At 71.1% G+C, this 24,653-nt stretch carries 22 protein-coding genes; 13 read left to right on the plus strand and 9 right to left on the minus strand.

The genetic code is table 11. From position 1 onward, the window contains the following. Positions 1-113: 113 nt before the first annotated feature. From ACZ58V_RS21365 to ACZ58V_RS21380, 4 genes are read right to left on the minus strand one after another with little or no spacing between them, the layout of a single operon-like run. Complete coding sequence (locus ACZ58V_RS21365) at positions 114-1,046, minus strand: carbohydrate ABC transporter permease (protein WP_468196317.1); 933 nt, start codon at positions 1,044-1,046, stop codon at positions 114-116. After that, complete coding sequence (locus ACZ58V_RS21370; protein ID WP_468196319.1) at positions 1,043-1,987, minus strand: carbohydrate ABC transporter permease; 945 nt, start codon at positions 1,985-1,987, stop codon at positions 1,043-1,045. The genes ACZ58V_RS21365 and ACZ58V_RS21370 overlap by 4 nt, the downstream gene beginning before the upstream one ends. After that, the gene (locus ACZ58V_RS21375) at positions 1,984-3,336 is read right to left on the minus strand and encodes an ABC transporter substrate-binding protein (protein WP_471291426.1); all 1,353 of its coding nucleotides are present in this window, start codon (positions 3,334-3,336) and stop codon (positions 1,984-1,986) included. Before ACZ58V_RS21375 ends, ACZ58V_RS21370 begins: the two co-directional genes overlap by 4 nt. A 48-nt stretch (positions 3,337-3,384) precedes the next feature. Beyond that, positions 3,385-5,424, minus strand: coding sequence for a beta-galactosidase (locus tag ACZ58V_RS21380; RefSeq protein WP_471291428.1), 2,040 nt, complete (start codon positions 5,422-5,424; stop codon positions 3,385-3,387). Between the two features lie 153 nt (positions 5,425-5,577). Between ACZ58V_RS21380 and ACZ58V_RS21385 the strand changes: the two genes are divergently transcribed. The 6 genes from ACZ58V_RS21385 to ACZ58V_RS21410 are packed head-to-tail and all read left to right on the plus strand — an operon-like array spanning position 5,578 to position 10,794. After that, a complete protein-coding gene (locus ACZ58V_RS21385) occupies positions 5,578-6,321 on the plus strand; it encodes an SDR family NAD(P)-dependent oxidoreductase (RefSeq protein ID WP_468196616.1) in 744 nt (247 codons plus the stop codon). 55 nt (positions 6,322-6,376) lie between these two features. Next, positions 6,377-7,123, plus strand: coding sequence for a FadR/GntR family transcriptional regulator (locus ACZ58V_RS21390; RefSeq protein WP_468196327.1), 747 nt, complete (start codon positions 6,377-6,379; stop codon positions 7,121-7,123). Next, positions 7,120-8,265 carry a galactonate dehydratase gene (gene dgoD / locus ACZ58V_RS21395; protein ID WP_189725095.1) on the plus strand — a complete coding sequence of 382 codons (1,146 nt, stop codon included), beginning with the start codon at positions 7,120-7,122 and terminating at the stop codon, positions 8,263-8,265. The genes ACZ58V_RS21390 and dgoD overlap by 4 nt, the downstream gene beginning before the upstream one ends. A gap of 46 nt (positions 8,266-8,311) precedes the next feature. Continuing rightward, positions 8,312-8,932, plus strand: coding sequence for a bifunctional 4-hydroxy-2-oxoglutarate aldolase/2-dehydro-3-deoxy-phosphogluconate aldolase (locus tag ACZ58V_RS21400; RefSeq protein ID WP_468196331.1), 621 nt, complete (start codon positions 8,312-8,314; stop codon positions 8,930-8,932). Between the two features lie 41 nt (positions 8,933-8,973). Next, a complete protein-coding gene (locus tag ACZ58V_RS21405; RefSeq protein WP_468196618.1) occupies positions 8,974-9,894 on the plus strand; it encodes a sugar kinase in 921 nt (306 codons plus the stop codon). Between the two features lie 15 nt (positions 9,895-9,909). After that, entirely contained in the window at positions 9,910-10,794 is an 885-nt protein-coding gene (locus tag ACZ58V_RS21410; RefSeq protein ID WP_468196334.1) for an SMP-30/gluconolactonase/LRE family protein, read from the plus strand. A 17-nt stretch (positions 10,795-10,811) separates the two neighbouring features. On the opposite strand, the gene ACZ58V_RS21415 is transcribed toward ACZ58V_RS21410, so the two are convergent. Genes ACZ58V_RS21415 through ACZ58V_RS21425 form a run of 3 tightly spaced genes read right to left on the minus strand, consistent with a single transcriptional unit; the run spans position 10,812 to position 13,604 of the window. Then, positions 10,812-11,498, minus strand: coding sequence for a GntR family transcriptional regulator (locus tag ACZ58V_RS21415; RefSeq protein WP_468196336.1), 687 nt, complete (start codon positions 11,496-11,498; stop codon positions 10,812-10,814). Positions 11,499-11,553: 55 nt separating this feature from the next. Then, positions 11,554-12,264: a cysteate racemase gene (cuyB, locus tag ACZ58V_RS21420; protein WP_471291431.1), complete on the minus strand. Its 711-nt coding sequence runs from the start codon at positions 12,262-12,264 to the stop codon at positions 11,554-11,556. Further along, entirely contained in the window at positions 12,261-13,604 is a 1,344-nt protein-coding gene (locus ACZ58V_RS21425) for a dicarboxylate/amino acid:cation symporter (protein ID WP_471291432.1), read from the minus strand. Before ACZ58V_RS21425 ends, cuyB begins: the two co-directional genes overlap by 4 nt. A 106-nt stretch (positions 13,605-13,710) precedes the next feature. On the opposite strand from ACZ58V_RS21425, the gene ACZ58V_RS21430 reads away from it, so the two are divergent. The 3 genes from ACZ58V_RS21430 to ACZ58V_RS21440 are packed head-to-tail and all read left to right on the plus strand — an operon-like array spanning position 13,711 to position 16,596. Then, on the plus strand, positions 13,711-15,141 hold the full coding sequence (locus ACZ58V_RS21430) for an aspartate ammonia-lyase (protein WP_471291434.1): 1,431 nt from the start codon (positions 13,711-13,713) through the stop codon (positions 15,139-15,141). Between the two features lie 37 nt (positions 15,142-15,178). Further along, positions 15,179-15,856 (plus strand): TetR/AcrR family transcriptional regulator, encoded by a 678-nt coding sequence (locus tag ACZ58V_RS21435; RefSeq protein ID WP_471291436.1) that lies wholly within the window; start codon positions 15,179-15,181, stop codon positions 15,854-15,856. Positions 15,857-15,861: 5 nt separating this feature from the next. Beyond that, a complete protein-coding gene (locus ACZ58V_RS21440) occupies positions 15,862-16,596 on the plus strand; it encodes an SDR family NAD(P)-dependent oxidoreductase (RefSeq protein WP_468196348.1) in 735 nt (244 codons plus the stop codon). Here the strand turns inward: ACZ58V_RS21440 and ACZ58V_RS21445 are convergent. Continuing rightward, entirely contained in the window at positions 16,579-18,006 is a 1,428-nt protein-coding gene (locus ACZ58V_RS21445; protein WP_468196350.1) for an amidase, read from the minus strand. The two genes, ACZ58V_RS21440 and ACZ58V_RS21445, sit on opposite strands and share 18 nt — an antisense overlap. Then, positions 18,003-18,689 carry an Nramp family divalent metal transporter gene (locus tag ACZ58V_RS21450; protein ID WP_471291438.1) on the minus strand — a complete coding sequence of 229 codons (687 nt, stop codon included), beginning with the start codon at positions 18,687-18,689 and terminating at the stop codon, positions 18,003-18,005. The genes ACZ58V_RS21445 and ACZ58V_RS21450 overlap by 4 nt, the downstream gene beginning before the upstream one ends. 1 nt (position 18,690) lies before the next feature. Between ACZ58V_RS21450 and ACZ58V_RS21455 the strand changes: the two genes are divergently transcribed. From ACZ58V_RS21455 to ACZ58V_RS21470, 4 genes are all read left to right on the plus strand, one after another. Continuing rightward, positions 18,691-18,918 carry a hypothetical protein gene (locus ACZ58V_RS21455; protein WP_471291440.1) on the plus strand — a complete coding sequence of 76 codons (228 nt, stop codon included), beginning with the start codon at positions 18,691-18,693 and terminating at the stop codon, positions 18,916-18,918. Positions 18,919-19,037: 119 nt separating this feature from the next. Beyond that, positions 19,038-21,359: a glycosyl hydrolase family 95 catalytic domain-containing protein gene (locus tag ACZ58V_RS21460; RefSeq protein ID WP_471291442.1), complete on the plus strand. Its 2,322-nt coding sequence runs from the start codon at positions 19,038-19,040 to the stop codon at positions 21,357-21,359. A 24-nt stretch (positions 21,360-21,383) separates the two neighbouring features. Next, positions 21,384-23,273 (plus strand): glycoside hydrolase family 97 protein, encoded by a 1,890-nt coding sequence (locus ACZ58V_RS21465; RefSeq protein ID WP_471291444.1) that lies wholly within the window; start codon positions 21,384-21,386, stop codon positions 23,271-23,273. A gap of 18 nt (positions 23,274-23,291) precedes the next feature. Continuing rightward, positions 23,292-24,524, plus strand: a complete 1,233-nt coding sequence (locus tag ACZ58V_RS21470) for a glycoside hydrolase family 88 protein (RefSeq protein WP_471291446.1) — start codon at positions 23,292-23,294, stop codon at positions 24,522-24,524. The last annotated feature ends 129 nt before the right edge of the window (positions 24,525-24,653 follow it).

The raw sequence follows: 24,653 nt of genomic DNA on the forward strand, positions 1-24,653 counted from the left end.
CCCGTCTTTTCGATGTTTCTTTCAGGGGTGTGTCTTCTCCAGGTTGGGTTGCCCACACCCCGCTTTTCATTTTGTTGGGGGGGGCCCCCCCCCCCCCCGGGCCACGGTGTGTGTCAGCCCTTGACGCTGCCCTGGGTCAGGCCCGACCGCCAGTAACGCTGCAGGACGAGCATCGCCGCGGCCAGCGGAAGGATCGAGAGGAACGCTCCGCCCACCGTGAGCTGGTTGAGCTCGGGAATGCGGTTGGCCGCCGCCTGCCAGGTCGTCAGGCCCAGGGTGATCGGGTACTTGCGGTCGTCCGAGAGCATGACCAGCGGCAGGAAGTAGTTGTTCCAGATGCCGACGAACTGGAAGAGGAAGACGGTCACGAGCGCGGGTGTCATGGTGCGCAGCACGAGGGTGCCGAAGATCCGCCACTCGCCGGCGCCGTCGACGCGGGCCGCCTCCAGCATCTCGGCCGGCACCGCGGCCTCCGCGTAGATCCGGCACAGATACACCCCGAACGGGCTGACGATGCTGGGAATCAGCACCGCCCAGTAGGTGTTGGCCAGGCCCACCTTGCTGAACAGCAGGTACAGCGGCAGCGCGAGCGCGGTGCTGGGGAGCAGCACACCGGCGAGTACGACCTTGAAGACCGCCTCCCGGCCGCGGAACCGGTACACGGCAAGGGCGTAGCCGGCGGCGCCCGCGAGCAGGGTGGCCAGCGCACCGCCCACCCCCGCGTACAGGACGCTGTTCCAGGTCCAGCTCCAGAAGATGCCGTCGCCGTAGGAGAAGACCTTCGACAGGTTGTCCAGCCACCGCGGGTCGGAGAACCACAGTCCGAAGGTGCCGAAGAGGTCGGCACTGCTCTTTGTGGAGGCCACCACCAGCCAGTAGACGGGCAGCAGGAAGTAGAGCGCCGCGACGGTCAGCAGGGCGACCAGCAGGATCCGCGACGGCTTCAGGCCACGGCGCGGACCGTTGTCACGGCCTCGACCGGCCGGCTGTGGAACGTGGGCGGAGGCGGCTGTCGGCTCCTTGGTACGGGGTGTGGACACGCTCACCGTGCATCCCTTCCTTCCCTGCGGTTCACCAGGCTGAGGAAGCCGAAGGACAGCACGCTCGCCACCAGTGCGAGGATCACCGACTCGGCAGCGGCGAGGTAGATGTTGTTGTTGGCGAACGCCTCGTTGTACGCGCTCAGGTTCGGTGTGTACGAGGTGGTGACTGCCGGGGTCAGCGGTTTGATGACCAGCGGTTCGGCGAACAGCTGGAGCGTTCCGATGATGGAGAACACGCCGGTGAGCACCAGGGCCGGCCGGGCGAGCGGCAGCTTGATCCGCATCGCCGTCTGCCACGCACCGGCCCCGTCGATGCGGGCGGCCTCGTAGAGCTCCTGAGGGATCGCCTTGAGCTGGGCGACGATCACCAGCATGTTGTAGCCGGCGAACTCCCAGATCACGATGTTGGCGATGGACCACAGCGCGGTGTCGTAGCCGAGGAAGTCGGGCGTGAGCCCGACCCTGCCGAGCAGGTCGGTGATCGGGCTCACGCCGGGCACGTACAGGAAGCCCCACAGGATCGAGGCGATGACGCCGGGGACGCCGTACGGCAGGAAGTAGGCGGCACGCAGGATGCCCGCCCAGCGGTGGGAGAGGGTGTCGAGTGCCAGTGCCAGCGCGGTGGACAGCAGCAGCATCACCGGGATCTGCACCACGCCGAAGAGCAGCACCCGCGCGAAGCTCTCCAGGAAGGCCGACTGCTGAAGGGCGAGGGCGTAGTTGTCCGGTCCGGCGAAGCCGAGGGTGGCCGGGCCCAGGCCCAGCGGGCCGGAACGGACCGGTGTGAGCAGACTCTGGTAGACCGCGTAGCCGAGGGGAAGGACGAAGGTGAACAGGAAGAGGGCGACGAAGGGAAGCAGGAAACCCCATGCCGCCCGGTCGGGGCGGGCGGAGCGCCGGTTGCCCGGTACGGACTTCCTCGTGCGGTTGATCGTGGTGCTCATCGCGCGCTCCTTGCCTTCAGGCCCTTCGCCCGCAGGTTGTCCACGGTGCTTTTCTGGGCGTCGGCCAGAGCACCGGTGAGGCTGCCCTCTCCGCCGATGGCGGCGCCGAAGGCGTCCTGGACCTGGGCGAAGTCGGCATCCGTGGTGGGGGACCACTTCCAGGAGGTGTCGATCGCCCGGTCGGACACCGTGAACACGTCGTTGTACCGCTGCCCGCCGAAGAAGGGGTCGGGCTTGTCGAGCGCCGATCCGCGGAAGACGCCGGCTGCCGCGGGCCAGCCGTAGCCGACGGAGATGTTCAGGTCGACGGCCCGGCGGTCGGTGTTGATCCAGTGCGCGAACTCCAGCGCCTCGCGCGGGTGCCGGGTGCCCTGGAGGATCGCGGTGGACGATCCGCCCCAGTTGGCGGAGGCCTTCTGTCCCGCTTTCCACTGGGGCAGCAGGGCGACCCGCCACTTTCCGGCGGTGCCCGGTGCGTTGCCGCGCAGCAGAGCGTCGCCCCACTGCGGACCGATCCAGGCGGAGATCTGTCCGGTCTGGACGTGCTTGTACCAGGCGTTGGACATGTCGGGTTCGACGAAGACGAGGCCGTCGCGGACCATCCTCTCCCAGTACTCCGCGACCTCGTGGGAGTGCGCGTCGTCCATGTCGACGACCCAGGTGTCGCCCTCGGTACGCACCCACCGGGCGCCACGCTGCCAGCACATCGCGGCGAACCAGGTGGGCTGGTTGGGCGCGAAGGCGCACAGCCTGGCCCCGTTGCCGCGGGCCTTGACCACGCGGGCGGCCTGTTCGAACTCGGCCCAGGTGGCGGGCGTTTCGATGCCCCACTTCGCGAAGAGGTCCCGGCGGTAGAAGAGTCCCATCGGGCCGGACGCCTGAGGAACGGTGTACACCCTGCCGTCGAAGACGCCCTGCTGCCACTGCCACGGCACGTAGCTGTCGCGCAGTTCGTCGGCACCGTACTCGCTCAGGTTCGTCAGGCCGTTGACCAGCATGAAGCTGGGAAGCTCGTGGTACTCGACCTGCGCCAGGTCGGGAGGGTTCCCGGCCGTCAGCGAGGCGTGCATCTTCTGGTAGCCGCCCGTCACGTTCTGGGGGATGGTCTGCATCTCGACCTGGATGTCGGGGTGCGTGCGGTTCCACAGGTCGACGGTCTTCTGCATCGGCACCCAGGTCCAGAAGACGAGCTTGACCTTCTGGCCACGGCGCGTGGGTGCCTGTGCGGTGGTGCGGGCGGCTCCTACGGTCTGGCCGCAGGCGGTCAGAACGGGGGCGGCGGTGAGTGCCGCGGCCGTCCCGGCGCCCCACCGGAGAACGGCTCTCCTTGATGGTGTTGAGGTGTCCATGTGTGTCCCTTTGGCTCTACGGTGTGCCCAGTGCGGCTCGGCAGGTGTTCATGGCTTGCTCAGTACGGCTACTCCGGCTGCCGGCAGCGTGAGGCGGTCGGCGGGGACCGCCCCCGGGGCCAGGGCGTCGGTCATCGGCTCGGGCAGCTGGATCTCGGCTGCTTCCCGACCGTGGTTGAGCAGGAAGACGAATCGTCCGCCGTCGCCCTCGCGCGCGGTCGCCTGGACGTGCTCGGGAAGTCCGGGGAGCACGGGGCTTACGGACGCCGTACGGCACACGTCGTCGGTCAGGGCGCGCATGGCCTCCGGTGCGAGGCGCGTCGCGACGTACCACGCCTGTCCCTCGCCGAAGGAGTGGCGCGTGACGGCCGGCTGCCCCGCCAGCGGGCCGGAGCCGAACTCGGCCACCGCCCGCGCCCCTTCGGGCACGACGGCCTCCGACCACAGGTCGGCGCGGCTGACCGTGCCGTCCGGGTGCCGGACGTCGACCGTGTCCTGCTCCGCCAGCGGCCAGAACTCCTCGACGCGCAGGCCCAGCACCTCGCGCAGGGGCGCGGGGTATCCCCCCAAGTGCACCCGGTCGCAGTCGTCGACGATGCCGGAGAAGAACGACACCAGCAGATGGCCGCCGCCGCGTACGAAATCGGTGAGGCGTTCGGCGTCCCGCTCCTTGAGCAGGTACAGGTTGGGTGCGATGACCAGGCGGTAGCCGGACAGGTCGCGGTCGGGTGGTACGACGTCGCAGTTGACGCCGGCTTCGAACAGCGGCCGGTAATGGGCGAGCGCGATCTCCATCTGGTTCAGTGCCGTGGACGGGTGCGAGTCCAGTTCCAGCGCCCACCAGCTGTTCCAGTCCAGCACCAGGGCGACGTCCGCGGTGGACCGGGTGCCGGCGATCCGCGGCACGGATGCCAACTCGTGGCCCAGCTCGCTCACTTCACGGAAGGTGCGGGTGCCGGTGCCGCCGTGCGGGACCATCGCCGAGTGGTACTTCTCGGCGCCGCCCCGGGACTGGCGCCACTGGAAGTACAGCACCGCGTCGGCGCCCTGGGCGACCGCCTGCCAGCTCCACAGCCGCATCCGCCCCGGCGGCTTGGGCCCGTTGCGGTCGCGCCAGTTGACCGCGCTGGGGGCCTGTTCCAGCAGCATCCACGGCTGACCGGCCCGGGCGGACCGCGTGACGTCGAAGATGAAACCCGCCGAGACATGCGTGTTCTCGTCGTGCGGGTCCTGGTAGACGTCGACCGATACGGCGTCCTCCTCGGCGGCCCACCGGAAGGCGTCGACGGGCTTGTGCACACCGATGAAGTTCGTCGTGACCGGCACGTCCGGGGTGATCCGCCGCAGGACCTCCTTCTCCGCCAGGTAGCACTGCAGCAGCGCGTCGTCGGAGAACCGGGCGAAGTCCAGCTGCTGGGCGGGGTTGGGGAAGGTCGGCGCGAGCCGGGGCGGCAGCACCTCGTCGAAGCTCTCGTAGCGCTGTGCCCAGAAGGCCGTGGACCAGGCGTCGTTGAGGGCGTCGACGTCGCCGTACCGCTCGGACAGCCAGCGCCGGAAGTCGGCCGCCGACTCGTCGCACCAGCACATCGGGGTGTGGCAGCCGTACTCGTTGCCGATGTGCCACATCTCCAGCGCGGGGTGGTCGGCGTACCGGGCGGCCAGTCGCTCGACCAGGCGGACGGCGTGCTCGCGGTAGACGCGGCTGGAAGGGCAGTAGTGCTGGCGTCCGCCGGGCCACATCCGGCGGCCGTCGGCGGTCTCGGGGAGGATCTCGGGGTGCAGCCGGGACAGCCAGGGCGGCGGGGACGCCGTCATCGTGGCCAGGCACACGGCCACGCCCGCGCCGGCGAGGTTGTCCATCACCCGGTCGAACCAGTCGAAGTCGTATGCACCGGGCCTCGGCTCCACCTTGGCCCAGGAGAAGATCCCGGCCGTCACCAGGGAGACGCCCGCCTCCTTCATCAGCGCGACGTCCTCCGCCCACACCTCCTCGGGCCACTGCTCGGGGTTGTAGTCGCCGCCGAAGGCGATGCCGGCCGGGCGCAGGCGCCGCCGGGCGTCGATCGCCACTGAGTCTGTCTGTCGCATGGCGGTCAGTCTTGGAGCGTCATCGCCGCCCCGTCAAGATATATCCATTATTAATTGAAACAGCTATGATGGTGCGAGCACCGGGACAGGTGCAGGCAGCAGACGGGTGCAGGAGTACAAGGGGAGAGGCGCACGATGGCGGAATGCCGCAGGATGGCGGGGCGCGTGGCGGTGATCACCGGCGCGGCGCACGGGATCGGCGCGGCCACGGCGCGCAGACTCGCGGCCGAGGGCGCTACGGTCGTGGTCACGGACGTGGACGACACCGCCGGCAAGACGGTCGTCGCGGACATCGAGGCCGGCGGGGGACGCGCGGAGTACCTGCGCTGTGACGTGACCTCGGCGGCCGACTGGGAGCACCTGGGCCGCCATGTCGAGGAGCGCCACAAACGGCTGGACGTGCTGCACAGCAACGCCTTCGCCCAGCTGAACAAGCCCGCCCACGAACTGAGCGAGGCCGAGTGGGACGGCCAGATGGCCGTGCTGCTCAAACCGGCCTGGCGGGCGATGAAGACCTTCGCGGCGCTGCTGAGGCAGTCCTCGGGGTCGGTCGTCCTCACCTCCTCGGTGCACGCGGTCATCGGCCTGCCGGGCCACGCCGCCTACGCCGCGGCGAAGGGCGCCCTGTGCGCGCTGGGCCGTCAACTGGCCGTCGAGTACGGGCCGGACATCCGGGTCAACACCGTGCTGCCCGGCCCCATCCTCACCGCCGCCTGGGAGGGGATCCCGGAGCCCGACCGGGCGCGCAGCGTTGCGGCCACGGCGGCCAAGCGGTTCGGGCGGCCGGAGGAGGTGGCCGCCGCGGTCGCCTTCCTGGCGTCGGCGGACGCCTCCTTCGTGACCGGGGCCGCTCTGGTGGTCGATGGAGGATGGAGCGTCATGAAGGAGTCCTCGTGAGCGGCGCGTACGGTGCGCGGTATCAGCGACAAGGACCGGAGCGGAAACGGAGAACGTGGTGACCCATCCCGGTAAGGGGCTGCACGGTCAGGCCGTGGAGGAGCTGGGCCGGCGCATCATCCGCGGCGACTACCCTCCGGGCTCCGTGGTGGACCCGGTCAGGTTCGAGACGGAGCTCGGGGTCAGCAAGACCGTGGTCCGCGAGGCGATGCGCGTGCTGGCGTCCAAGGGCCTGCTCGAGTCGAAGCAGAAGCGCGGCACGACCATCCGGCCCCGGGCCGACTGGAACCTGCTCGACAGCGACCTGCTGCGCTGGCAGGGCAGCAGCGCTCCGACCGACGGCTTCCTGGAGGACCTTGCCGAGGTGCGCGCGATAGTCGAGCCCGCCGGAGCCCGGCTCGCCGCGGCCCGCCGCACGCCGTCCGACCTGGACGCGATGCGGCAGGCGCTGGAGGCGATGGCGGCGGCGGGGACGGACGCGGACGCCATGGTCGAGGCGGACCTGGCCTTCCACCGTGCCCTGCTGGACGCCGCCCACAACGAACTGCTGAGCCGCATGGAGGTCGTCATCGAGGCCGGGCTGCGGGTCCGCGACCGGATCGTGCACGGCGCCCGGCACTTCTCCGACTCCATACCCGTGCACCGGGAACTGCTGGACGCGGTCGAAGCGGGCGACCCGGACGCCGCCGTGGCCGCCGTCGCGTCACTCCTGGCCCAGGCCTCCGACGACCTGGCGGCCGTACGGGCAGGAGAAGACCACGACGACGCCGCGACCGACACGCTGCCGAAGGAAACTCCTTGAAGATAACCGGACTTGAGACATTCCTGGTGGCTCCGCGCTGGCTGTTCCTGCGCATCGCCACCGACGAGGGCATCACCGGCTGGGGCGAGCCCGTGGTCGAGGGACGCGCCGACACCGTGCGCGCCGCCGTCCACGAACTGGCCGACTACCTCGTCGGCCGCGACCCGCTGCGCATCGAGGACCACTGGCAGGTCCTCACCAAGGGCGGCTTCTACCGCGGCGGCCCCATCCTCTCCAGCGCCGTCGCCGGAATCGACCAGGCACTGTGGGACATCGCCGGCAAGACCTACGGCGCCCCCGTGCACCGCCTCCTCGGCGGCCCGGTGCGGGACCGCGTCCGGATGTACGCCTGGATCGGCGGCGACCGGCCGAGCGACGTGGCGGAGCTCGCCGAGGAACAGATGAAGGCCGGCTTCACCGCCGTGAAGATGAACGCCTCGGCCGAACTCGCCCCGATCGACACCCCGGCACGCACCGCCGAGGTCGTCGAACGCGTCGCGGCCGTCCGCGAGGTGCTCGGCGACGAGCGGGACATCGCCGTCGACTTCCACGGCCGCGTCTCCACCGCCATGTCGCGCCGCCTGCTGCCCCTCCTCGAACCACTGCACCCGCTGTTCGTCGAGGAACCCGTCCTGCCGGAACACTCGGGCCACCTGCGCAGCCTGGTCGAGTCCACGAACATCCCGCTCGCGACCGGCGAACGTCTCTACTCCCGCTGGGACTTCCGCGAGGTGCTGGCCAGCGGCATCGCCGTCGCCCAGCCCGACCTGTCGCACGCCGGCGGCATCTCCGAGGTCCGCCGCATCGCGGCCATGGCCGAGACACACGACGTCGCCATGGCTCCCCACTGCCCCCTCGGCCCGATCGCCCTGGCCGCCAGCCTGCAGATCGCCTTCTCCGTGCCGAACTTCCTCATCCAGGAACAGAGCATGGGCATCCACTACAACCAGCAGTGCGACCTGCTGGAGTACGTGATGGACCCCGAACCCTTCCGCTTCGAGAGCGGCTACGCCGTCCGCGGATCCCGCCCCGGTCTCGGTGTCGAGATCGACGAGAAGGCCGTACGCCGCGCCGCCGAGACCGGACACCGCTGGCGCAACCCCGTATGGCGGGGAGCCGACGGGGCGTTCACCGAGTGGTGACACCGTCGAATCTGCCGCACCCCACGCACAAGGAGAGCCCGCTCCCATGAACCTGGTGGAATCGCTCCGAGCCCACCGCCTGCTGGCGATCGTCCGCGGCAAGGATCCCGCCGCGGCCCTGCGCACCGTACGCACCCTCACCGAGGAAGGCGTCGCCGCCGTCGAGGTCTCACTGACCACCGCCGACGCCCTGACCGTGATCAGGCAGGCGCGCACCGACCTGGGCCCGGACGCCCTGCTCGGCGCCGGCACCGTGCGCTCGGCCGCGGACGCCGCCCGCGCCGTCGACGCCGGTGCCTCCTACCTCGTCACCCCGGCGCTGGTCGACGGGCTGGAGCCGTACGGGGTACCCGTGCTGATGGGCGCCCTGACACCGAGCGAGATCGAGGTCGCCCTCGCGCGAGGAGCCGACGCGATCAAACTCTTCCCCGGCTCCCTCGGCGGACCGGGCTATCTGCGGGCCTTGCGCGACCCGTTCCCCGAGGTGCCCTTCGTCCCTGTCGGGGGTGTGGACGCGTCGGCCGCCCGCGCGTACCTGGACCGGGGCGCCATCGCCGTCGGCGTCGGCTCACCGCTCGTCGGGGACGCGGCCGACGGCGGTGACGTAGGTCGACTCCGTGCCCGTGCGGCCGAGTTCCGCAGGGTGGTCGCGGGGGAGGGGGCGTGACGGCATCGGCCGCACCGGAAGTGGTGACCTTCGGCGAGACGATGGCGGCGCTCCGGGCCCAGGGCGCGCTGCGGCTGGGCGGCAGTCTCGGACTGTCCGTGGCGGGAGCCGAGTCCAACGTCGCCATCGGCCTCGCCCGGCTCGGGCACCGGGTGCGCTGGGCCGGCCGGGTCGGTGCGGACGAAATCGGCGCACTGGTGCTGCGCACGCTGCGCGCCGAGGGCGTCGACACCGAGCACGCGGCCGTCGACGACACCGGCCGGCCCACAGGACTGCTGCTGACCGAACCCCGCCTGGGCACACTCACACGTGTCAGCTATTACCGCGCCGGTTCGGCGGGTTCGGCCGTCTCACCGGCCGACGTCCTGCCCGCACTGGCCCCCGGCACCCGCGTCCTGCATCTGACCGGCATCACCCCGGCCCTCGGCCCGTCGGCGGCCGAGGCGGTCCAGGCCGCGGCCGCGGCCGCTCACGACGCCGGCATCACCGTCTGCCTCGACGTCAACTACCGCTCCCGGCTGTGGTCCCACGACCGGGCCCGCGCCGCCCTCAGGCCGCTGCTGGCCCACACCGACCTGCTCATAGCCTCCGAGGACGAGCTGCCGCTGGTGCTGGAACGGTCCGCCGTGGCGGAGTCGGAGGCCGTGCACAGCCTCCTGTCCGCAGGTGTCGATGAGGTGGTCGTCAAACGCGGCGCACGCGGCGCGACCGGCTTCACCGCCGAAGGGGCGACCGACCGCGCCGCTCGCCGGGTCGACGCCGTCGATCTGGTCGGCGCGGGCGACGCCTTCGTGGCCGGATACCTGTCCGCACTCCTCGACGGCGCGGACGTCCCCGCCCGTCTGCACCGGGCCGTCACCACCGCGGCCTTCGCCGTCGCCACCCGGGGCGACTGGGAAGGCCTGCCGACACAGGACGAACTCGGCCTGTTCGACCAGCCCGACGGCACGACCATCCGCTGACCCAGGAGGCAGAACATGACATCCACGGCAGCGCCCACGGCGGTTCTGGTGGACGGGGGATACGAACTCGCCGAGGGCGGCCGCTGGGTCGACGGCCGGTACGTGTACGTCGACATCCTCAGCGGCCGGCTCTTCGAGGTGCGCGACGGCGACGGCCCGGCCGCGCGCCAACTGGCCCGACTCGACGTACCGCTGGGCGCCGTCGCGCCCGTGGCCGACCGGCCGGGCACCTGGATCGCCGCCGCGGGCACCGGCATGGCGCTGCTCACCCCCGACGGCGCGCTGGAATGGCTGGACCGCCCCGAGGACCGCACTCCGCTCCCCAGCCGGATGAACGACGGCGTCGCGGACCCCGCCGGGCGCTTCTGGGCCGGCAGCATGGCCTACGACGGCACCCATGGCGCGGGCTCGCTCTACCGAACGGACCCCGACGGCACGGTCGTACGCGTCCTCGACGGCCTGACCATCGCCAACGGTCCGGCCTTCACCGCCGACGGCACGACCCTGTACCTCGCCGACACGGCCGCGGGAACGATCCTCCGCTGCCGGATCGACCTGGTCTCGGGCGACCTTGGGGGCGACCCGGAGACCTTTGCCCGTCTGAGCGAGGCCGAGGGCGGCCCCGACGGAATGACCGTCGACGGCGAGGGCTGCCTGTGGGTCGCGATGTGGGGCGCCGGCACGGTCCGCCGGTACCACCCGGACGGCCGTCTGCTCCAGACCCTGACGGTGCCCGCCCCGCACCCCACCTCGGTCTGCCTGCACCCCGGCGGCACCCGCCTCTTCGTCACCACGGCCCGGTACGGGGTCGCGAGCCCGACCCCGGCCTCCGGCGCGGTGCTCAGTGTCCCCGTGCAGGCGAGGGCAACCGCGGCCTGCTCCTGGCGGGGCCGGAGCTGAGGGCGGCGGCCGCCCTGTCAGGCGGGCGCGGCTTCCGTGAACTGGTTGGTGTCGAAGAGCTGGTTGATGTGGCCGCCGAGCTCCGACCAGTGCTGTCCGGAGAGTTCGGCGGCGGCGCGGGCGTCGCCTCCCGCGCAGACGTCGATGAGCTGGCCGTGGTGCTCGATGGTGTTGCGGCCGCCGAGGAGCGTGGAGAACTTGCGGTAGAGGATGCGGTGGATCTGCGGGTGGAGCTGCTCGACGATCCGGCTGAGGACGGGGTTGTCCGCCGCCGCGATGGGAACGGCGTGGAAGCGGTCGTCGGCGGCGAGGGCGGCGTCGGTGTCGTTGGCGGCGACGGCCCGTTCGAAGTCCCGGTTGGCCTGGCGCATGCGCTCCCGGTCCTGCTCGGTCATCACCGGCACGGCCGTCTCGATGGCGAGCTGGTCGAGGGAGCGCAGGACGGCGAGGGTCTTCTCCACGTCGCGGCGGTTGAGGGTGGTGATCCGGGTGTAGACGCCGGGCTTGGCCTCGACCAGACCGATGTCGGCGAGGCGGGCGAGCGCCTCGCGCACCGGGGTGCGGCTGAGACCGAGACGCTCGGCGAGTTCGCCGTCCTTGACCTTTTCCCCTGGAGCGAGTTCTCCGCGCACGATGGAGTCGCGCAGACGGTGGAAGACCTCGTCGCTGAGGAGACGGCGGGAGACAGGGCTGTCGAGTGACATATTGCGTACAGTACATCGGCCGCCGCTCGGCATTCCCGCTCACCCGCCTTCGTCCTCATGCCGTGCGCATCCGGCGGACCAGGGCCTGAGCCAGGACGGCGGCCGGATCGATGAGAGGGACCTCGACCGTTCCGGCGGACAGCCCGAGAGGGATCTCCGTGCAGCCCGCGATGATCACTTGCGCTCCCCGGTCCATGAGTCCGCGCGCGGCACGCGCCAGCGGTTCGGTGGCCGTGGCGTCCCGCCGGCCGGCCTTCACCGCGTGGATGGCGGCCATGACCTCGTCCCGCTGGCTGTCGGGGCCGGGCAGCACGAGGCTGATTCCGAAGCGGTCCAGCCACTCCTGGTAGAGACCCGCACGGACCGTTCCGGTCGTGGCGAGCAGCCCGGCGGTGTGCACAGGGGGCCGCAGGGCGGACAGGTGCCGTGCGACCTCGCCGATCATGTGGACGATGGGCAGGCCCACATGGCCGGCGATGCGGGGGACGAACGCGTGGGCGGTGTTGCAGGGGATGGCGATGACGGTGGCGCCCGCCTCGCGCAGGACACGCCCGCCGTGGAGGAGCCAGGGGGTCGGGTCGGGGCCGTCCCCGATCAGGGCCGCGGTGCGGTCGGGGATGGTGGGGTCGGACCAGATGACCGTCCTGAGGTGGTCCTGGTCGCTGCTGCCCGGGGTCATCGACACCAGCTTGGCGTAGAAGTCGGCGGTGGCGGCCGGGCCCATGCCGCCGAGGATGCCGATGATCTCCGAGGGGGAGGCGGTCACTGGACGGGTTCCTTCTGGAGGGCCGTGGCCTCGGTCTCGGCCGGGGTGCGGGGGAGGTCGTCGGCGCCGCGCTTGGCCTCGCGCCGTTTCTCGGAGCTGTCGACGACGGCGGCGGCGAGTGAGTTCCCGATGACGTTCACGCCGGTGCGGGCCATGTCGACGATGAAGTCGACGCCGAGGAGCAGGGCGACGCCTTCGGCGGGCAGGCCGATGGAGTTGCCGGCGGCGATGAGCACGACGATGGAGGCGGAGGCGACACCGGCCATGCCCTTGGAGAGGATCACCAGCACGCCGACCATGAGGAGCAGGGCGGGCAGCGAGGTGTCGGCGCCGTAGGCGTTGGCGAGGAAGACCAGGGCGGCGGCCTGGTAGAGGACCGAGCCGTCGGTGTTGAAGGAGTACCCGAGAGGGACGACGAACGAGGTCGTCGACCGGCTGAGGCCGAACGCCTCGAGCTTGCCCATCAGCGGGGCCAGCACCGATTCGGAGCTGCGGGTGACGAAGGCGATTCCGGCCAGCCCGGCGATCGACTTCATCAGTTCGACGTAGCGGATGCGGTAGAACGCGGCGATGAGCGGGAACAGCACGCCGATGACGATGGCGAGGCCCGCGTAGACCACGGCGATGAAGCCCAGCAGGCTGCGCAGGTTGCCGAAGCCGTAGTGGGCGACGTCGTAGGAGATGAAGCCGAGCACGCCCAGGGGCGCGATGCGGATGACGTAGCCGACGACCTTGAACATCACCGAGGCGACGGATTCCAGGACGGCGGCGAAGGGCTCGGACTTCTCCCCGATCGCGGCCATGGCGACGCCCACGAGCAGGGCGAAGACGATCGCGCCGAGCAGATTGCCCTCGCCGAACGCGGCGAAGATGTTCTTCGGGAAGGCGTGCAGGACCAGTTCGTGGAAGTCGATGCCCTGGCTCATGCCGTCCAGGTCCTCGGCGTCGGCCCCCTGGACGGGGGCGCCCTTGCCGATGCCCGTGAACTTCGCCAGGCCCACCGCGATCAGCAGGATGACCGTGGTGACGATCTCGAAGTAGAGGATGGCCTTGCCGGCGATCCGGCCGACCTTCTTGACCGACTCCATGCGGGCGATGCCCAGCACGATGAGCGGGAAGACCAGCGGCAGGACCACGACCTGCACCAGGTTCAGGAACACCTCCCCGAGGATCTTCATCTGCTCGCCGGCCGAGGGGGCGAGAGACCCGATGAGGGCTCCGAGGCCGACGGCGATGATCGACTGGATGCCGATCGGCATCTTCAGGCAGCGCCGCCAGAACCCTGCGCGCCGGGCCGGTGGGGTGTCTGTGCTGGTGGGACGGGGGTGATCGGTGCCCATGAGACCTCCTGCCATATGCAATATATTGCGTTCTGCGTGTTGGCGGGTAACACTGAGGCCGGAAGCGGGGGCCTGTCAAGGGGCCCGCACGGACGAGGAGCATCAGATGGCGCGGAGCACACGCATCGAACACGACCTGGTGGGAGACAAGGAGGTCCCCGCCGACGCCTACTACGGCGTGCACACCGTGCGGGCCGTGGAGAACTTCGCGATCACCGGCTCGACCATCGCCCGGTTCCCCGACCTGATCGCCGCGCTGGCCGCCGTCAAACAGGCCGCCGCGCAGGCCAACCGTGATCTCGGCCTGCTGCCCCCGGACATCGCCGGAGCGATCATCGCTGCGTGCGAGGAGATCCGCGCCGGACGGCTGCACGAGCAGTTCGTCGTCGACCCCGTCCAGGGCGGGGCCGGCACGTCGACGAACATGAACGCCAACGAGGTCATCGCCAACCGGGCCCTGGAGATCCTCGGCCACCCGCGCGGCCTCTACGACGTGATCCACCCGCTCGACCACGTCAACGTCGGGCAGAGCACCAACGACGTCTACCCCACCGCCGTACGGCTGGCCCTGGTCGCCTCACTGCGCCGCCTCGGCGACTCCCTGGGGGCGCTCGCCATGGCCTTCACCGACAAGGCGACGGACTTCGGCGACGTACTGAAGATGGGCCGCACCCAGCTCCAGGACGCGGTCCCCATGACGCTGGGTCAGGAGTTCACCACCTACGCCGTCATGATCGAGGAGGACCGCCTGCGGCTCACCGAGGCCGCCGCCCTGCTGCTGGAGTCCCACCTCGGCGGCACCGCGATCGGCACCGGCATCAACGGCCACCCCCGCTACGCCGAACTCGCCTGCGCGTACCTCGCGGAGATCAGCGGCGAACCCGTCCGGCCCGCGGGCGACTTCATCGAAGCCACCCAGGACTGCGGTGCCTTCGTCCAGCTCTCCGGCGTCCTCAAGCGCGTCGGGGTGAAGCTCTCCAAGACGTGCAACGACCTGCGCCTGATGTCCTCCGGCCCCACCGCCGGGCTCGGCGAGATCAACCTGCCGCCGGTGCAGGCCGGTTCCTCCATCATGCCCGGCAAGGTCAACCCGGTGATCCCCGAGGTCGTCAACCAGGTCGCCTTCGAGGTCATCGGCAACGACCTGACCGTCACCATGGCCGCCGAAGCCGGACAGCTCCAGCTCAACGCGTTCGAACCCGTCATCGCCTACAGCCTGCTGCGCTCCCTGACCCATCTGCGCGCCGCCTGCGACACGCTCGCCGTCCGCTGCGTCCCCGGCATCACCGCCAACCGCGAGCACCTCCGCGACACGGTCCACCGCTCCATCGGTCTCGTGACCGCCCTCGCCCCGCACATCGGCTACGCCGCCGCCACCGCGCTGGCCCGCCGAGCCCTCGCCACGGGCCGCGGCATCAAGGATCTGGCCGCGGAAGCGGGTCTGCTCACCGCCGAGGAGCTGGAAACGATCCTGCGCCCGGACAACCTCACCGGGCGGGCACCCCTGCCGGACGCCCAGGCCGTGCTGCCCGCCTAGAAATGGATAGGTCATACCGGTAGTTAGACTGGCCGGTATGACCCGCCGCGCCCAGCAGTCCGATGGCCCCGCCGCACAGCCGCTGCGCAGCGACGCCGAGCGCAACCGGGAGCGGATCGTCGCCGCCGCGCGCCTGGTGTTCGCGCGGGACGGCCTCACCGCCTCCATGGCGTCCGTGGCCCGTGAGGCGGGGGTCGGGATCGCCACGATGTTCCGGCGCTTCCCGACGAAGGAGGAGCTGGTCGCCGCCGTCTTCTCCGATCGCATGGACGCCTACGCCGACGCGGTCGCGGTCGCCCTGGAGGACCCGGATCCCTGGACCGGTTTCGTCGGCTACATCGAGACGGCCTGCGCGATGCAGGCCGCCGACTACGGCTTCGCCGACGTCCTGACCATGACCTTCCCCACCGCCAAGGCGCTGGAGCGGCGCCGCGACGAGGCGTACGCGTCCATGGTCGAGCTCATCGGCCGCGCCAAGGCCACCGGCCGGCTGCGCGAGGACTTCGACCCCTCTGACCTGGTGCTGATCCACATGGCCAACGCCGGTGTCGTCAACGCCACCGGCGAGGCGGCCCCGGACGCCTGGCGACGTGTCGTCGCCCTGCTGATCCAGTCCCTGGAGGCCCCCGCCCGCGGCCCCCTGCCCGACTCGCCCGAGCACGACGCCCTCTACCAGGCCATGCTCCGCGCCGGCCCACAGACACAAGGGAGTTGACCGACATGGCACTGGTCCTGGTGACCGGCGCAGCTGCCGGACTCGGCCGCGACACGGCGAACGCGCTGGCCGATGACGGGCACGAGGTGGTCATTCACATCCGCAACCCGGCCCGTCTCACCGAGGTGGGTGACACGGCCCGGTGGAAGGGCGTCGTCACCGGGGACCTCGCCGAGCCGGACGAGATCCGCGGTGTCGCCCGGCAGGCCTCCGGGTTCGGCCGTTTCGACGCCGTCATCCACAACGCCGGCGTCATGAACCGCCCGGAGGATGTCACCGTCAACACCGTCGCGCCCTACCTGCTGACGGCCCTGATGGAGAAGCCGGCCAGGCTCGTCCACCTCAGCAGCTCCATGCACCGGACCGGCTCCACCGACCTGCGACAGCTGACCTCCGGCACCGCTACCTACGACGACACCAAGCTCTGGGTCACCACACTCGCGCTCGCCTTCGCGTCCCGCTGGGAAGGAACGTCCAGCCATGCGGTCGACCCGGGATGGGTCCCCACCCGCATGGGCGGTCGCGGCGCCCCGGACGACCTCACCGCCGGGCATCAGACCCAGGTCCGGCTCGCCACGCACCCCGACGTGACCCCGAGCACCGGCGGCTACTGGTACCACCAGCAGCTACAGACACCTCACCCCGCCGCGCAGGACGAGGAGTTCCAGGCTCGCCTCATCCAAGCCCTGGAGCACCACACAGGCGTACCGCTCGACTCTCGGTCAGCAGCTTGCCGCTGAGGAGGGCCGCCGTTCCCCCACCCGCGTCGCCTGCTCGAAGGCGTGGCCCGCCCTCAGCACGGCCGCGTCTCCCCGGTGCGGCCCCACCACCTGGAGCCCGACCGGCAGCCCGGCCGGGGTGAAGCCGGCCGGGACCGACAGGGCCGGGCAGCCCGTCATCGTGATCAGATAGGCCGAGCGCATCCAGTCCAGATACGTCTCCATGCCGGTGCCGTCCACGGACGCGGGGTAGGAGAGACCGACGTCGAAGGGCGCGACCTGGCTGACCGGCAGCAGCAGGACGTCGTACGACTCGAAGAACGCGCGCACCCGGTGGAAGAGCGCGGCCTGCAGCACCTGGGCGCGGCCCAGGTCCGGCCCCGTGAGCTTGCGGCCCTCCTCGATGTTCCACACGACGTCCGGGGCCATGCGATGCCGGTGCTCGTCCAGCAGGGGCCCGTAGGCGAGTTCCATCTGCCACGCGCGCTGGACGAGAAAGGCCTCGTCGGCGCCGGACAGGTCGGGGCAGACCTCCTCGACCTCGCACCCCAGCGCGCCGAACACCTCCACCGCGCCCCGCACCACGTCCCGGACCTCCGGGTCGACGGGCACGCTCCCCCCGAGGTCGGGCGACCAGGCGACCCGCAGGCCACGGATGTCGCCGTCGAGCGGGCCGGCGAAGGCGGAACCCGGAGTGTCGAGGGCGAGCGGGCTGCGCGGATCAGGCCCGGCCAGGACGGACAGCATCAGCGCGACGTCCCGCACCGTCCGTGCCATGGGGCCCTTCACCGACAACTGCCCCCAGGGCGCCTTGTCGGGCCAGGACGGGACCCGGCCGGGGGAGGGGCGCAGCCCGACGACGTTGTTGAAGGACGCCGGGTTGCGCAGGGAGCCGCCGGTGTCGCTGCCGTCGGCGAGCGACAGCATGCCGCAGGCCAGGGCCGCCCCGGCGCCGCCGCTGCTGCCGCCCGCGCTGCGCGAGAGGTCGTAGGGGTTGCGGGTCGCGCCGAAGACGGGGTTGACGGTGTGGGAACCCATGCCGAGTTCGGGCACGTTGGTCTTGCCGAGCGTGATGGCCCCGGCACCCTTGAGGCGTTCGACGACCAGATGGTCCCGGGCGGGGACGTGGTCCGCGAAGACGGGTGAGCCGTACGTCGTGCGGATGCCCGCCGTGTCGTGGAGGTCCTTGTGCGCTACGGGAAGCCCGTGCAGAGGGCCGACCTGCGCCCCCGAGGCGAGCCGCTCGTCCGCCTCCGCCGCCTCCTGGAGCGCCCGGTCGGCGACGAGCGTGACGATCGCGTTCACCGACGGATTGACCCGGTCGACGCGTTCGAGGTGGGCGGTGACGACCTCACGCGCGGACACCTCACGCCGGCGCAGGGCGGCGGCGAGCTCGGTGGCGGGGGTGAAGCACAGGTCGGCGGGGTTCACAGTCCTCCCAGGGTTTCCTTGATCTGGACTACGGCGAGCACCCCGAACAGGACGAAGGAGCTCGAGCGCAGCACGTTCGAGACGGTCTTGTCGCGGTACGGCGGCCGCAGGCCGCGCCGGTTGAGCGGCACCAGCAGCGCCCCGGACAGCAGGGACAGGACGAGAGAGCCCACGGCGGCGTAGGCGAGTACCAGCGGGACCGGCCGCCCCACGAAGGTCACCGCCACGGACGTGACCGCGCAGTACAGCACGAACAGGCGGAACGGACGGCTGCGCCGGCCCATGTGCCGCTCGGCCTCGGCGTCCGGCACCCCGCGCAGGGCGCGCGGCGAATCGGCCAGCAGACAGCACAGGGCGTTGATGCCGCCGACCAGGGCACTCAGGGTCACGAGGAAGAAGGTGCCCAGAAACAGCACCCGTGCCACCGACCCGAGGTCCGCGCCGAGCGGTTCGGCCAGCGTGGCCAGCCCGTCGTCTCCGGTGATCGTCCGGCCGCTGCCGTACAGCAGGCCGGTGCCCACGATCGAGGTGCACACCACGAACAGGAACGTGACCCCGTAGCTCACCGCCGAGTCGGCCCGCATGACGGGCAGCCAGCTCCGGTGCCAGCCCTTCTCCCGCAGCCAGTAGCTGTACGAGGCCACCCCGGCCGTGCCGCCCACCCCGCCGACCAGGGCCAGCACGGTGACCCCATCGCCCGCCGACAGCCGCGGCCGCAGCGAGGACACCAGAAACAGCTTCGTCACCGGCGAACGTCAACTGCTCGCCCTGACCGCCTTTCCGGACGAGGCGGCCCTCCACGACTTCGTGACGCGCTCCCCGTGGCTGGGCGAGGCGGCGTCCGTGGATGTGTCGGTGGTCCCCGGATCTCTGAAGCGGGGCGGGATGCTCGTGCCGTGGCTGCGTGGCTGACGTCCCACTGGCGATACATCGGATGAGTCATGTCACTGAGGTCATTGACAGGTCCACGAGTGCTGCTAGGTTCCGCGATACACCCGATGTATTGATGATCCGTCAGCTCTGGAGGACACATGACCTCACAGCCGGAGCGCCATTCGAAGGTGGCCCGCAGAGCCGTACTCGGCACCGCCCTCTCGGGCGCGGCGGCAGCCGCCCTGCCTGGAACAGCCCACGCGGGGGAGCCCGAACAGACGGTGCCGTCCGCCGTTGACGGGGACGGCAGACGCCCCTGGAGACTCCGCGACACCATGACCACCGACGGTGCCTGGGCGACGTTCCTGCGTGGCCAGGACCTGCTGTGGACCAGGCTGCCGACCCGATGGTACGAGGGCCCGTTCCTCGGCGACGGGCTGCTCGGCAGCATGATCTACCGGGAGCCCGAGGCCAACCGCATCCGCTTCACCGTCCAGCACGGCCGGGTCCAGGACCACCGCCCCGAGTTCGGCAGCGGCTGGGGCACCTGCCGTCTGCCGGTGGGGCATCTGACGCTCGACCCGGTCGGCACCATCACCGCCGTCGACTGGCGGCTGAGCCTGTGGAACGCCGAACTCACCGGCACCGTCACCACCACCGCCGGCACGCTCACCCTCGCCGCCCTCGTCCACGACGAGGTGCTCGCCGTCCGGGTCCGTGCCTCCGGCGGCGAGCGCACCGTCTGGACCTTCCACCCCGAGGAGGCCATCAGCCCCCGCAAGATCCAGGAGGCCCCGCCCGCCGGCTACACCCCCAACCCGCCCTGGACCACCCGGACCGCCGCCGACGGCACCGAGCAGGTGCTCCAGACCCTCTCCGGCGGCCAGACCGCCACCGCCCACCGGCGTGACGGCGACGAACTGCTGCTCAGCGTCGGGCACAGCTCCCCTTCCACCACCGCCGCCGAGGCCGACTCGCTCCGCAACCTGCGGCGAGCGACCTCGTACGGCACCCTCAGGCGACGGCACACCCGCTGGTGGCACGCCTTCTACAAGAAGAGCTTCGTCTCGTTCCCCGACCAGCGGCTGCAGAGCTTCCACTGGATCCAGCTCTACAAGGTCGCCTCCGCCAGCCGCGCCGACGGCCCCGTGATGGCCACCTGCGGGCCGTGGCTGGAGCCCACCCCCTGGCCCGCGGTCTGGTGGAACCTCAACATCCAGCTGGAGTACTGGCTCGTCCACGGCTCCAACCACCTGGAACTCGACGCGCTCGCCACCACCCTGCGCCGCAACCAGGAACAGCTCATCGCCAACGTGCCCGCCGCCTACCGCGCCGACAGCTCCGGCGTCGGACGCAGCTCCGACATGTTCGCCAACCGGGAGGTCGGCAGGCCCGGCTCCGGCTCCGAGGTCGGCAACCTCACCTGGGCGCTGCACAACGTGTGGCTGTCCTACCGGCACTCCATGGACACGGCCCTCCTGCGCGACACGGTCTTCCCGCTGCTCCGCCGGGCCGTCGCCTACTACCTGCACTTCCTCACTCCGGGCAGCGACGGCAAGCTTCACCTGCCGAGCACGCTCTCGCCCGAGTACCCCGTCGTACCGCCGCAGGACACCACCTACGACCTGGCCCTGATCCGCTGGGCCTGCCGGACCCTCATCGAGTCCGCCGAACTCCTCGGCATCGACGACGAGTCGGCCCCGCGCTGGCACGAGGTGCTGGCCAAACTCACCCCCTACCCGGTCGACGGCAACGGCTACATGATCGGTGCCGGCACCCCGTACGCCCAGTCCCACCGCCACTACTCGCACCTGCTGATGGTGTACCCGCTGTACCTCGTCAACTGGGACCAGCCCGAGAACCGCGACCTGATCACCAGGTCGATCGAGCACTGGCACGCTCTGACCGGCGCCCACCGCGGATACAGCTACACCGGTGCCGCCTCGATGTACGCGATGACCGGGGACGGCGACACCGCCATCACCTATCTGCGGAAGTTCTTCGACACCTCCACCCGCTACCCCTGTCAGGCCAACACCCACTACACCGAGGCCGGTCCGGTCATCGAGACGCCGCTGTCCGCCTCGCAGTCCCTGCACGACATGTTCTGCCAGAGCTGGGGCGGCGTGATCCGCGTCTTCCCGGCCGTCCCCACCGCGTGGGCGGACCTCACCCTGCACGACTTCCGCACCCAGGGCGCCTTCCTGGTCAGCGCCGTCCGCGCGGCCGGGAAGACCCGGTTCATCCGGATCAGAAGCCTGGCGGGCGAGCCGCTCAAGCTGAAGCACGGGCTCGGTGGCCGGCTCACCGTGCTCCTCGACGACGGCCGCCCCGCCCGCACCCGCGACCTGGGCGACGGGGTGCTCTCCATCGACCTGCCCAAGGGTCGCGAGGTGCTCGTCCACTCCGGCTCCCGCCCCGATCTCGTCATCGCGCCGGTCACCGCCGGCGAACCGGGCCCCGCCTGGGGACTGCCGTAAAGCCCACACTCCTCGGAGGGTTCCATGGCTCTTGCGATCAGAACCGCGGTCGCCGCGCTGTGCACCTGCCTCGCGGCCACACTCCTCACGACCGCCCCCGCCCGGGCCGAGAAGCAGGACCACACCTGGGCGGTGTCCGCCTCCGCACACGCACCCCGCGCACGGATCTCCCTGGACGACGGCACCGGCACGCTCAGCCTGTCCGTGACCCGCGCCGGCCGTACGGTCATCGAGCCGTCGCCCGTCGGCATCGTCACCGAACAGGCCGATCTCTCGAGGGACTTGCGCTTCCTGCACCGGAAGAACCGGACGATCGACGAGCGGTACCGCACGAAGTCCGGCAAACGACTGGACCGCCGGGTCCGCATGAACGAGACCCGTCTGTCGTTCGCCACCCCGACGGGCGCCCGGCTCGACCTCGTCGTCCGCGCCTCGGCCGACGGCGTCGCCTACCGGTACGTCCTGCCCGCCGCGTCCGGCGATGTGCTCGGCGAGACCTCCGCCTTCCACCTGCCGGCGGACGCGAGCGCGTGGCTGGGCACCTACCGGGCCGACAACGAGGGCCAGTTCGTCCAGTACACGGCCGCCACCGCGCCCACCGGCGCGTACTCGGCCCAGGCGCTGTTCGCGACCGACGGCGGCTACACCCTGCTCGCCGAGTCCGACCTCACCGGCGCCTACTCCGGTGCCCGGCTCGCACACGACCAGGGCACCGGCGCCTACCGCGTCAAGCTCGCCGACGACCGGGTCCGCACCGACGGCCCCCTCGCCACCCCCTGGCGGGCCATGGTCACCGGCGACCTCGCCACCGTCACCCGCTCCACCTTCACCGACGACCTCGCCCCCGCCTCCAAGGCCGGCGACACCTCCTGGATCAAACCCGGCACCGCCCTGTGGACCTGGCTCGCCGGCGGCCGCCCGGCCGGGCAGAGCCTCGCCGCGCAGAAGGCCTACGTCGACTACGCCGCCGAACGCGGCTGGCCCTACGAGGCTGTCGACGCGGGCTGGTACTTCAAGGCTGACGCCTGGGACACCACCGACCCGGACTGGCAGACCAACAGCTGGATGCCCGAACTCGTCGACCACGCGCGCGCCAAGGGCGTCGGCATCATCGTCTGGATCCACCAGCGCGACCTCGACACGGCCGAGGAACGCGCCCGGTGGCTGCCCACCCTGGAACGCTGGGGCGTCAAGGGCGTCAAGATCGACTTCATGGACTCGGAGGCGCAGTCCACACTCCGGTGGTACGACGCGATCCTCCCGGAGACCGCCGCCCACCACCTCCTGGTCAACTTCCACGGCTCCACGATCCCCAAGGGCGTCCAGCGCACCTGGCCGCACGTCATGACCCTGGAGGGCGTCGCCGGCGAGGAGAAGCGCACCAACACCGCCGCTCACCTCACCACCCTGCCCTTCACCCGCAACGTCATCGGCTCCATGGACTTCACCCCCGGCGCCTTCCAGCGCGTCGGCCTGCGCCCCAACTCCGACGCCGCCGAGGCCGGGCTCGCCGTCGCCTACGAGTCGGGCCTGCAGATGTTCGCCGGTACCCCCGAGTCGTACGACGCCCGGCCGCTCGCCCGGGACTACTTCGACCAGGTCCCCGCGGCCTGGGACGACACCCGGCTGCTCGCCGGGCGCCCCGGCCAGGAAGCCGTGCTCGCCCGCCGCAGCGGCGACCGCTGGTTCCTGGGCGGGGTGTACGCCGGTGCCGCCCGCCGGGCCGAGGTGCCGCTGACCCTCGGCCCGGGACGGTGGCTGGTCGAGACGATCGAGGACGATACCGGCGGTCTCGTCCAGAGGCGGCAGGTACTGCGCGGCGGCGACAGGCTCGCCGTGGATGTCGTGGCCAACGGGGGCTTCGCCGGAATCGCGTGCGCCTGGCGCCCGGGCCTGACCAGTTGTTACCGCTGAGCCTTCTGGAGGAGAAGCATGAGTGTTTCCCGACGTACGGTGCTGGTCACGGCGGCCGGTGCCGTGGCCACCGGTGCTTCCCCGACACCGGCCGCGGCCGTGGCCGCCGGCACAACCCCGGCACCGACCCTGCGGAAGCTCCGCGCGGCCGCCGACTACGCCGTCGAGAAGCTCCACGCCGTCGCACCGACCGTGACCGCCTTCCCCGTCGGCACGAAGTTCGAGAAATGGGTCTACTCGCAGAACGGCGACTGGGTCGGCGGGTTCTGGCCCGGCACGCTGTGGATGGCATGGCTCTACAGCAAGGACGAGGTCTTCCGCACACAGGCACTCACCTCGGCGCGGAAGCTGGCCCCGCGGCAGTACGACACCGGCACCCACGACCTCGGCTTCCTCTTCTACCCGTCCTGGGTCACCGCCTGGCGGCTGACGGGCGACGAAGCATGGCGGGCGGGCGCCTTACAGGCGGCCGACTCCCTGATCCAGAGGTACAACCCGCGCGGGCGCTTCATCAGAGCGTGGGGCGCGCTGAACGACGAGAAGAACGCCGGCCGGGTCATCATCGACACGATGATGAACCTCGACCTGCTGGCGTTCGCGAGCGGCCGGACCGGCGACCCGAAGTACCTGGACATCGCCGTCGAGCATGCGAAGACGACCCGGCGGGTCTTCCCGCGCGCGGACGGATCGACCCCGCATGTCTACGACTTCGACCCGGACAGCGGCGCCCCGGTCGGCCCGAACACCGTGCAGGGGTACAGCCCCACGTCGTGCTGGTCGCGCGGGCAGGCGTGGGGCCTGTACGGATTCACCACGATGTACCGGAGGACCGGGAACCGGGACTTCCTGGCCACGGCCCGCGAGCTCGCGGATTTCGCGGTCGGAGCACTGCCCCCGGACCACGTCCCGGTGTGGGACTACCGGGCGCCGCAGCAGCCCCACGACATCAAGGACGCGTCGGCCGGCGCGATCACGGCCTGCGGCCTCCTCGACCTGTCCGCCGCCACCGGCAAACAGGCCTATCGCGAGGTGGCGTTACGGCTGCTCACCGCCCTCTCGGAGACCTGCCTGACGCGGAACTCGGCACGGGCGGAAGCGGTGGTGTCCCGCTGTACCCGCCACCGCCCGAACGAGGACGGCATCGAGATCTCTCTCCCGTACGCCGACTACTACCTGCTGGAGGGCATCCTGCGGGTCCTGCGGCCGCAGGACGTGGACCGGGCGATCGATCTCTCCTCGGTCACAGCATGACGTGCTTGACCTGCGTGTAGTCGAGCAGACCGGTGAGTGAGCCACACGTACGACGAAGACCGGGGCGTGAGGCCCCGGTACCGTCGAGGCGGCCGTGAGGAAAGATGGTCATGGCGTACGACCACCGAA

It is taken from the genome of Streptomyces sp. NPDC040589 (assembly GCF_055594445.1).

Bases quoted from the DNA above. Each gene is read 5' to 3' on its own strand.
- ACZ58V_RS21370 (WP_468196319.1), bottom strand. From the start codon at position 1,987: ATGAGCACCACGATCAACCGCACGAGGAAGTCCGTACCGGGCAACCGG.
- ACZ58V_RS21375 (WP_471291426.1), bottom strand. From the start codon at position 3,336: ATGGACACCTCAACACCATCAAGGAGAGCCGTTCTCCGGTGGGGCGCC.
- ACZ58V_RS21380 (WP_471291428.1), bottom strand. From the start codon at position 5,424: ATGCGACAGACAGACTCAGTGGCGATCGACGCCCGGCGGCGCCTGCGC.
- ACZ58V_RS21385 (WP_468196616.1), top strand. From the start codon at position 5,578: ATGGCGGGGCGCGTGGCGGTGATCACCGGCGCGGCGCACGGGATCGGC.
- ACZ58V_RS21400 (WP_468196331.1), top strand. From the start codon at position 8,312: ATGAACCTGGTGGAATCGCTCCGAGCCCACCGCCTGCTGGCGATCGTC.
- ACZ58V_RS21405 (WP_468196618.1), top strand. From the start codon at position 8,974: ATGGCGGCGCTCCGGGCCCAGGGCGCGCTGCGGCTGGGCGGCAGTCTC.
- ACZ58V_RS21410 (WP_468196334.1), top strand. From the start codon at position 9,910: ATGACATCCACGGCAGCGCCCACGGCGGTTCTGGTGGACGGGGGATAC.
- ACZ58V_RS21415 (WP_468196336.1), bottom strand. From the start codon at position 11,498: ATGTCACTCGACAGCCCTGTCTCCCGCCGTCTCCTCAGCGACGAGGTC.
- ACZ58V_RS21425 (WP_471291432.1), bottom strand. From the start codon at position 13,604: ATGGGCACCGATCACCCCCGTCCCACCAGCACAGACACCCCACCGGCC.
- ACZ58V_RS21430 (WP_471291434.1), top strand. From the start codon at position 13,711: ATGGCGCGGAGCACACGCATCGAACACGACCTGGTGGGAGACAAGGAG.
- ACZ58V_RS21435 (WP_471291436.1), top strand. From the start codon at position 15,179: ATGACCCGCCGCGCCCAGCAGTCCGATGGCCCCGCCGCACAGCCGCTG.
- ACZ58V_RS21440 (WP_468196348.1), top strand. From the start codon at position 15,862: ATGGCACTGGTCCTGGTGACCGGCGCAGCTGCCGGACTCGGCCGCGAC.
- ACZ58V_RS21460 (WP_471291442.1), top strand. From the start codon at position 19,038: ATGACCTCACAGCCGGAGCGCCATTCGAAGGTGGCCCGCAGAGCCGTA.
- ACZ58V_RS21465 (WP_471291444.1), top strand. From the start codon at position 21,384: ATGGCTCTTGCGATCAGAACCGCGGTCGCCGCGCTGTGCACCTGCCTC.
- ACZ58V_RS21470 (WP_471291446.1), top strand. From the start codon at position 23,292: ATGAGTGTTTCCCGACGTACGGTGCTGGTCACGGCGGCCGGTGCCGTG.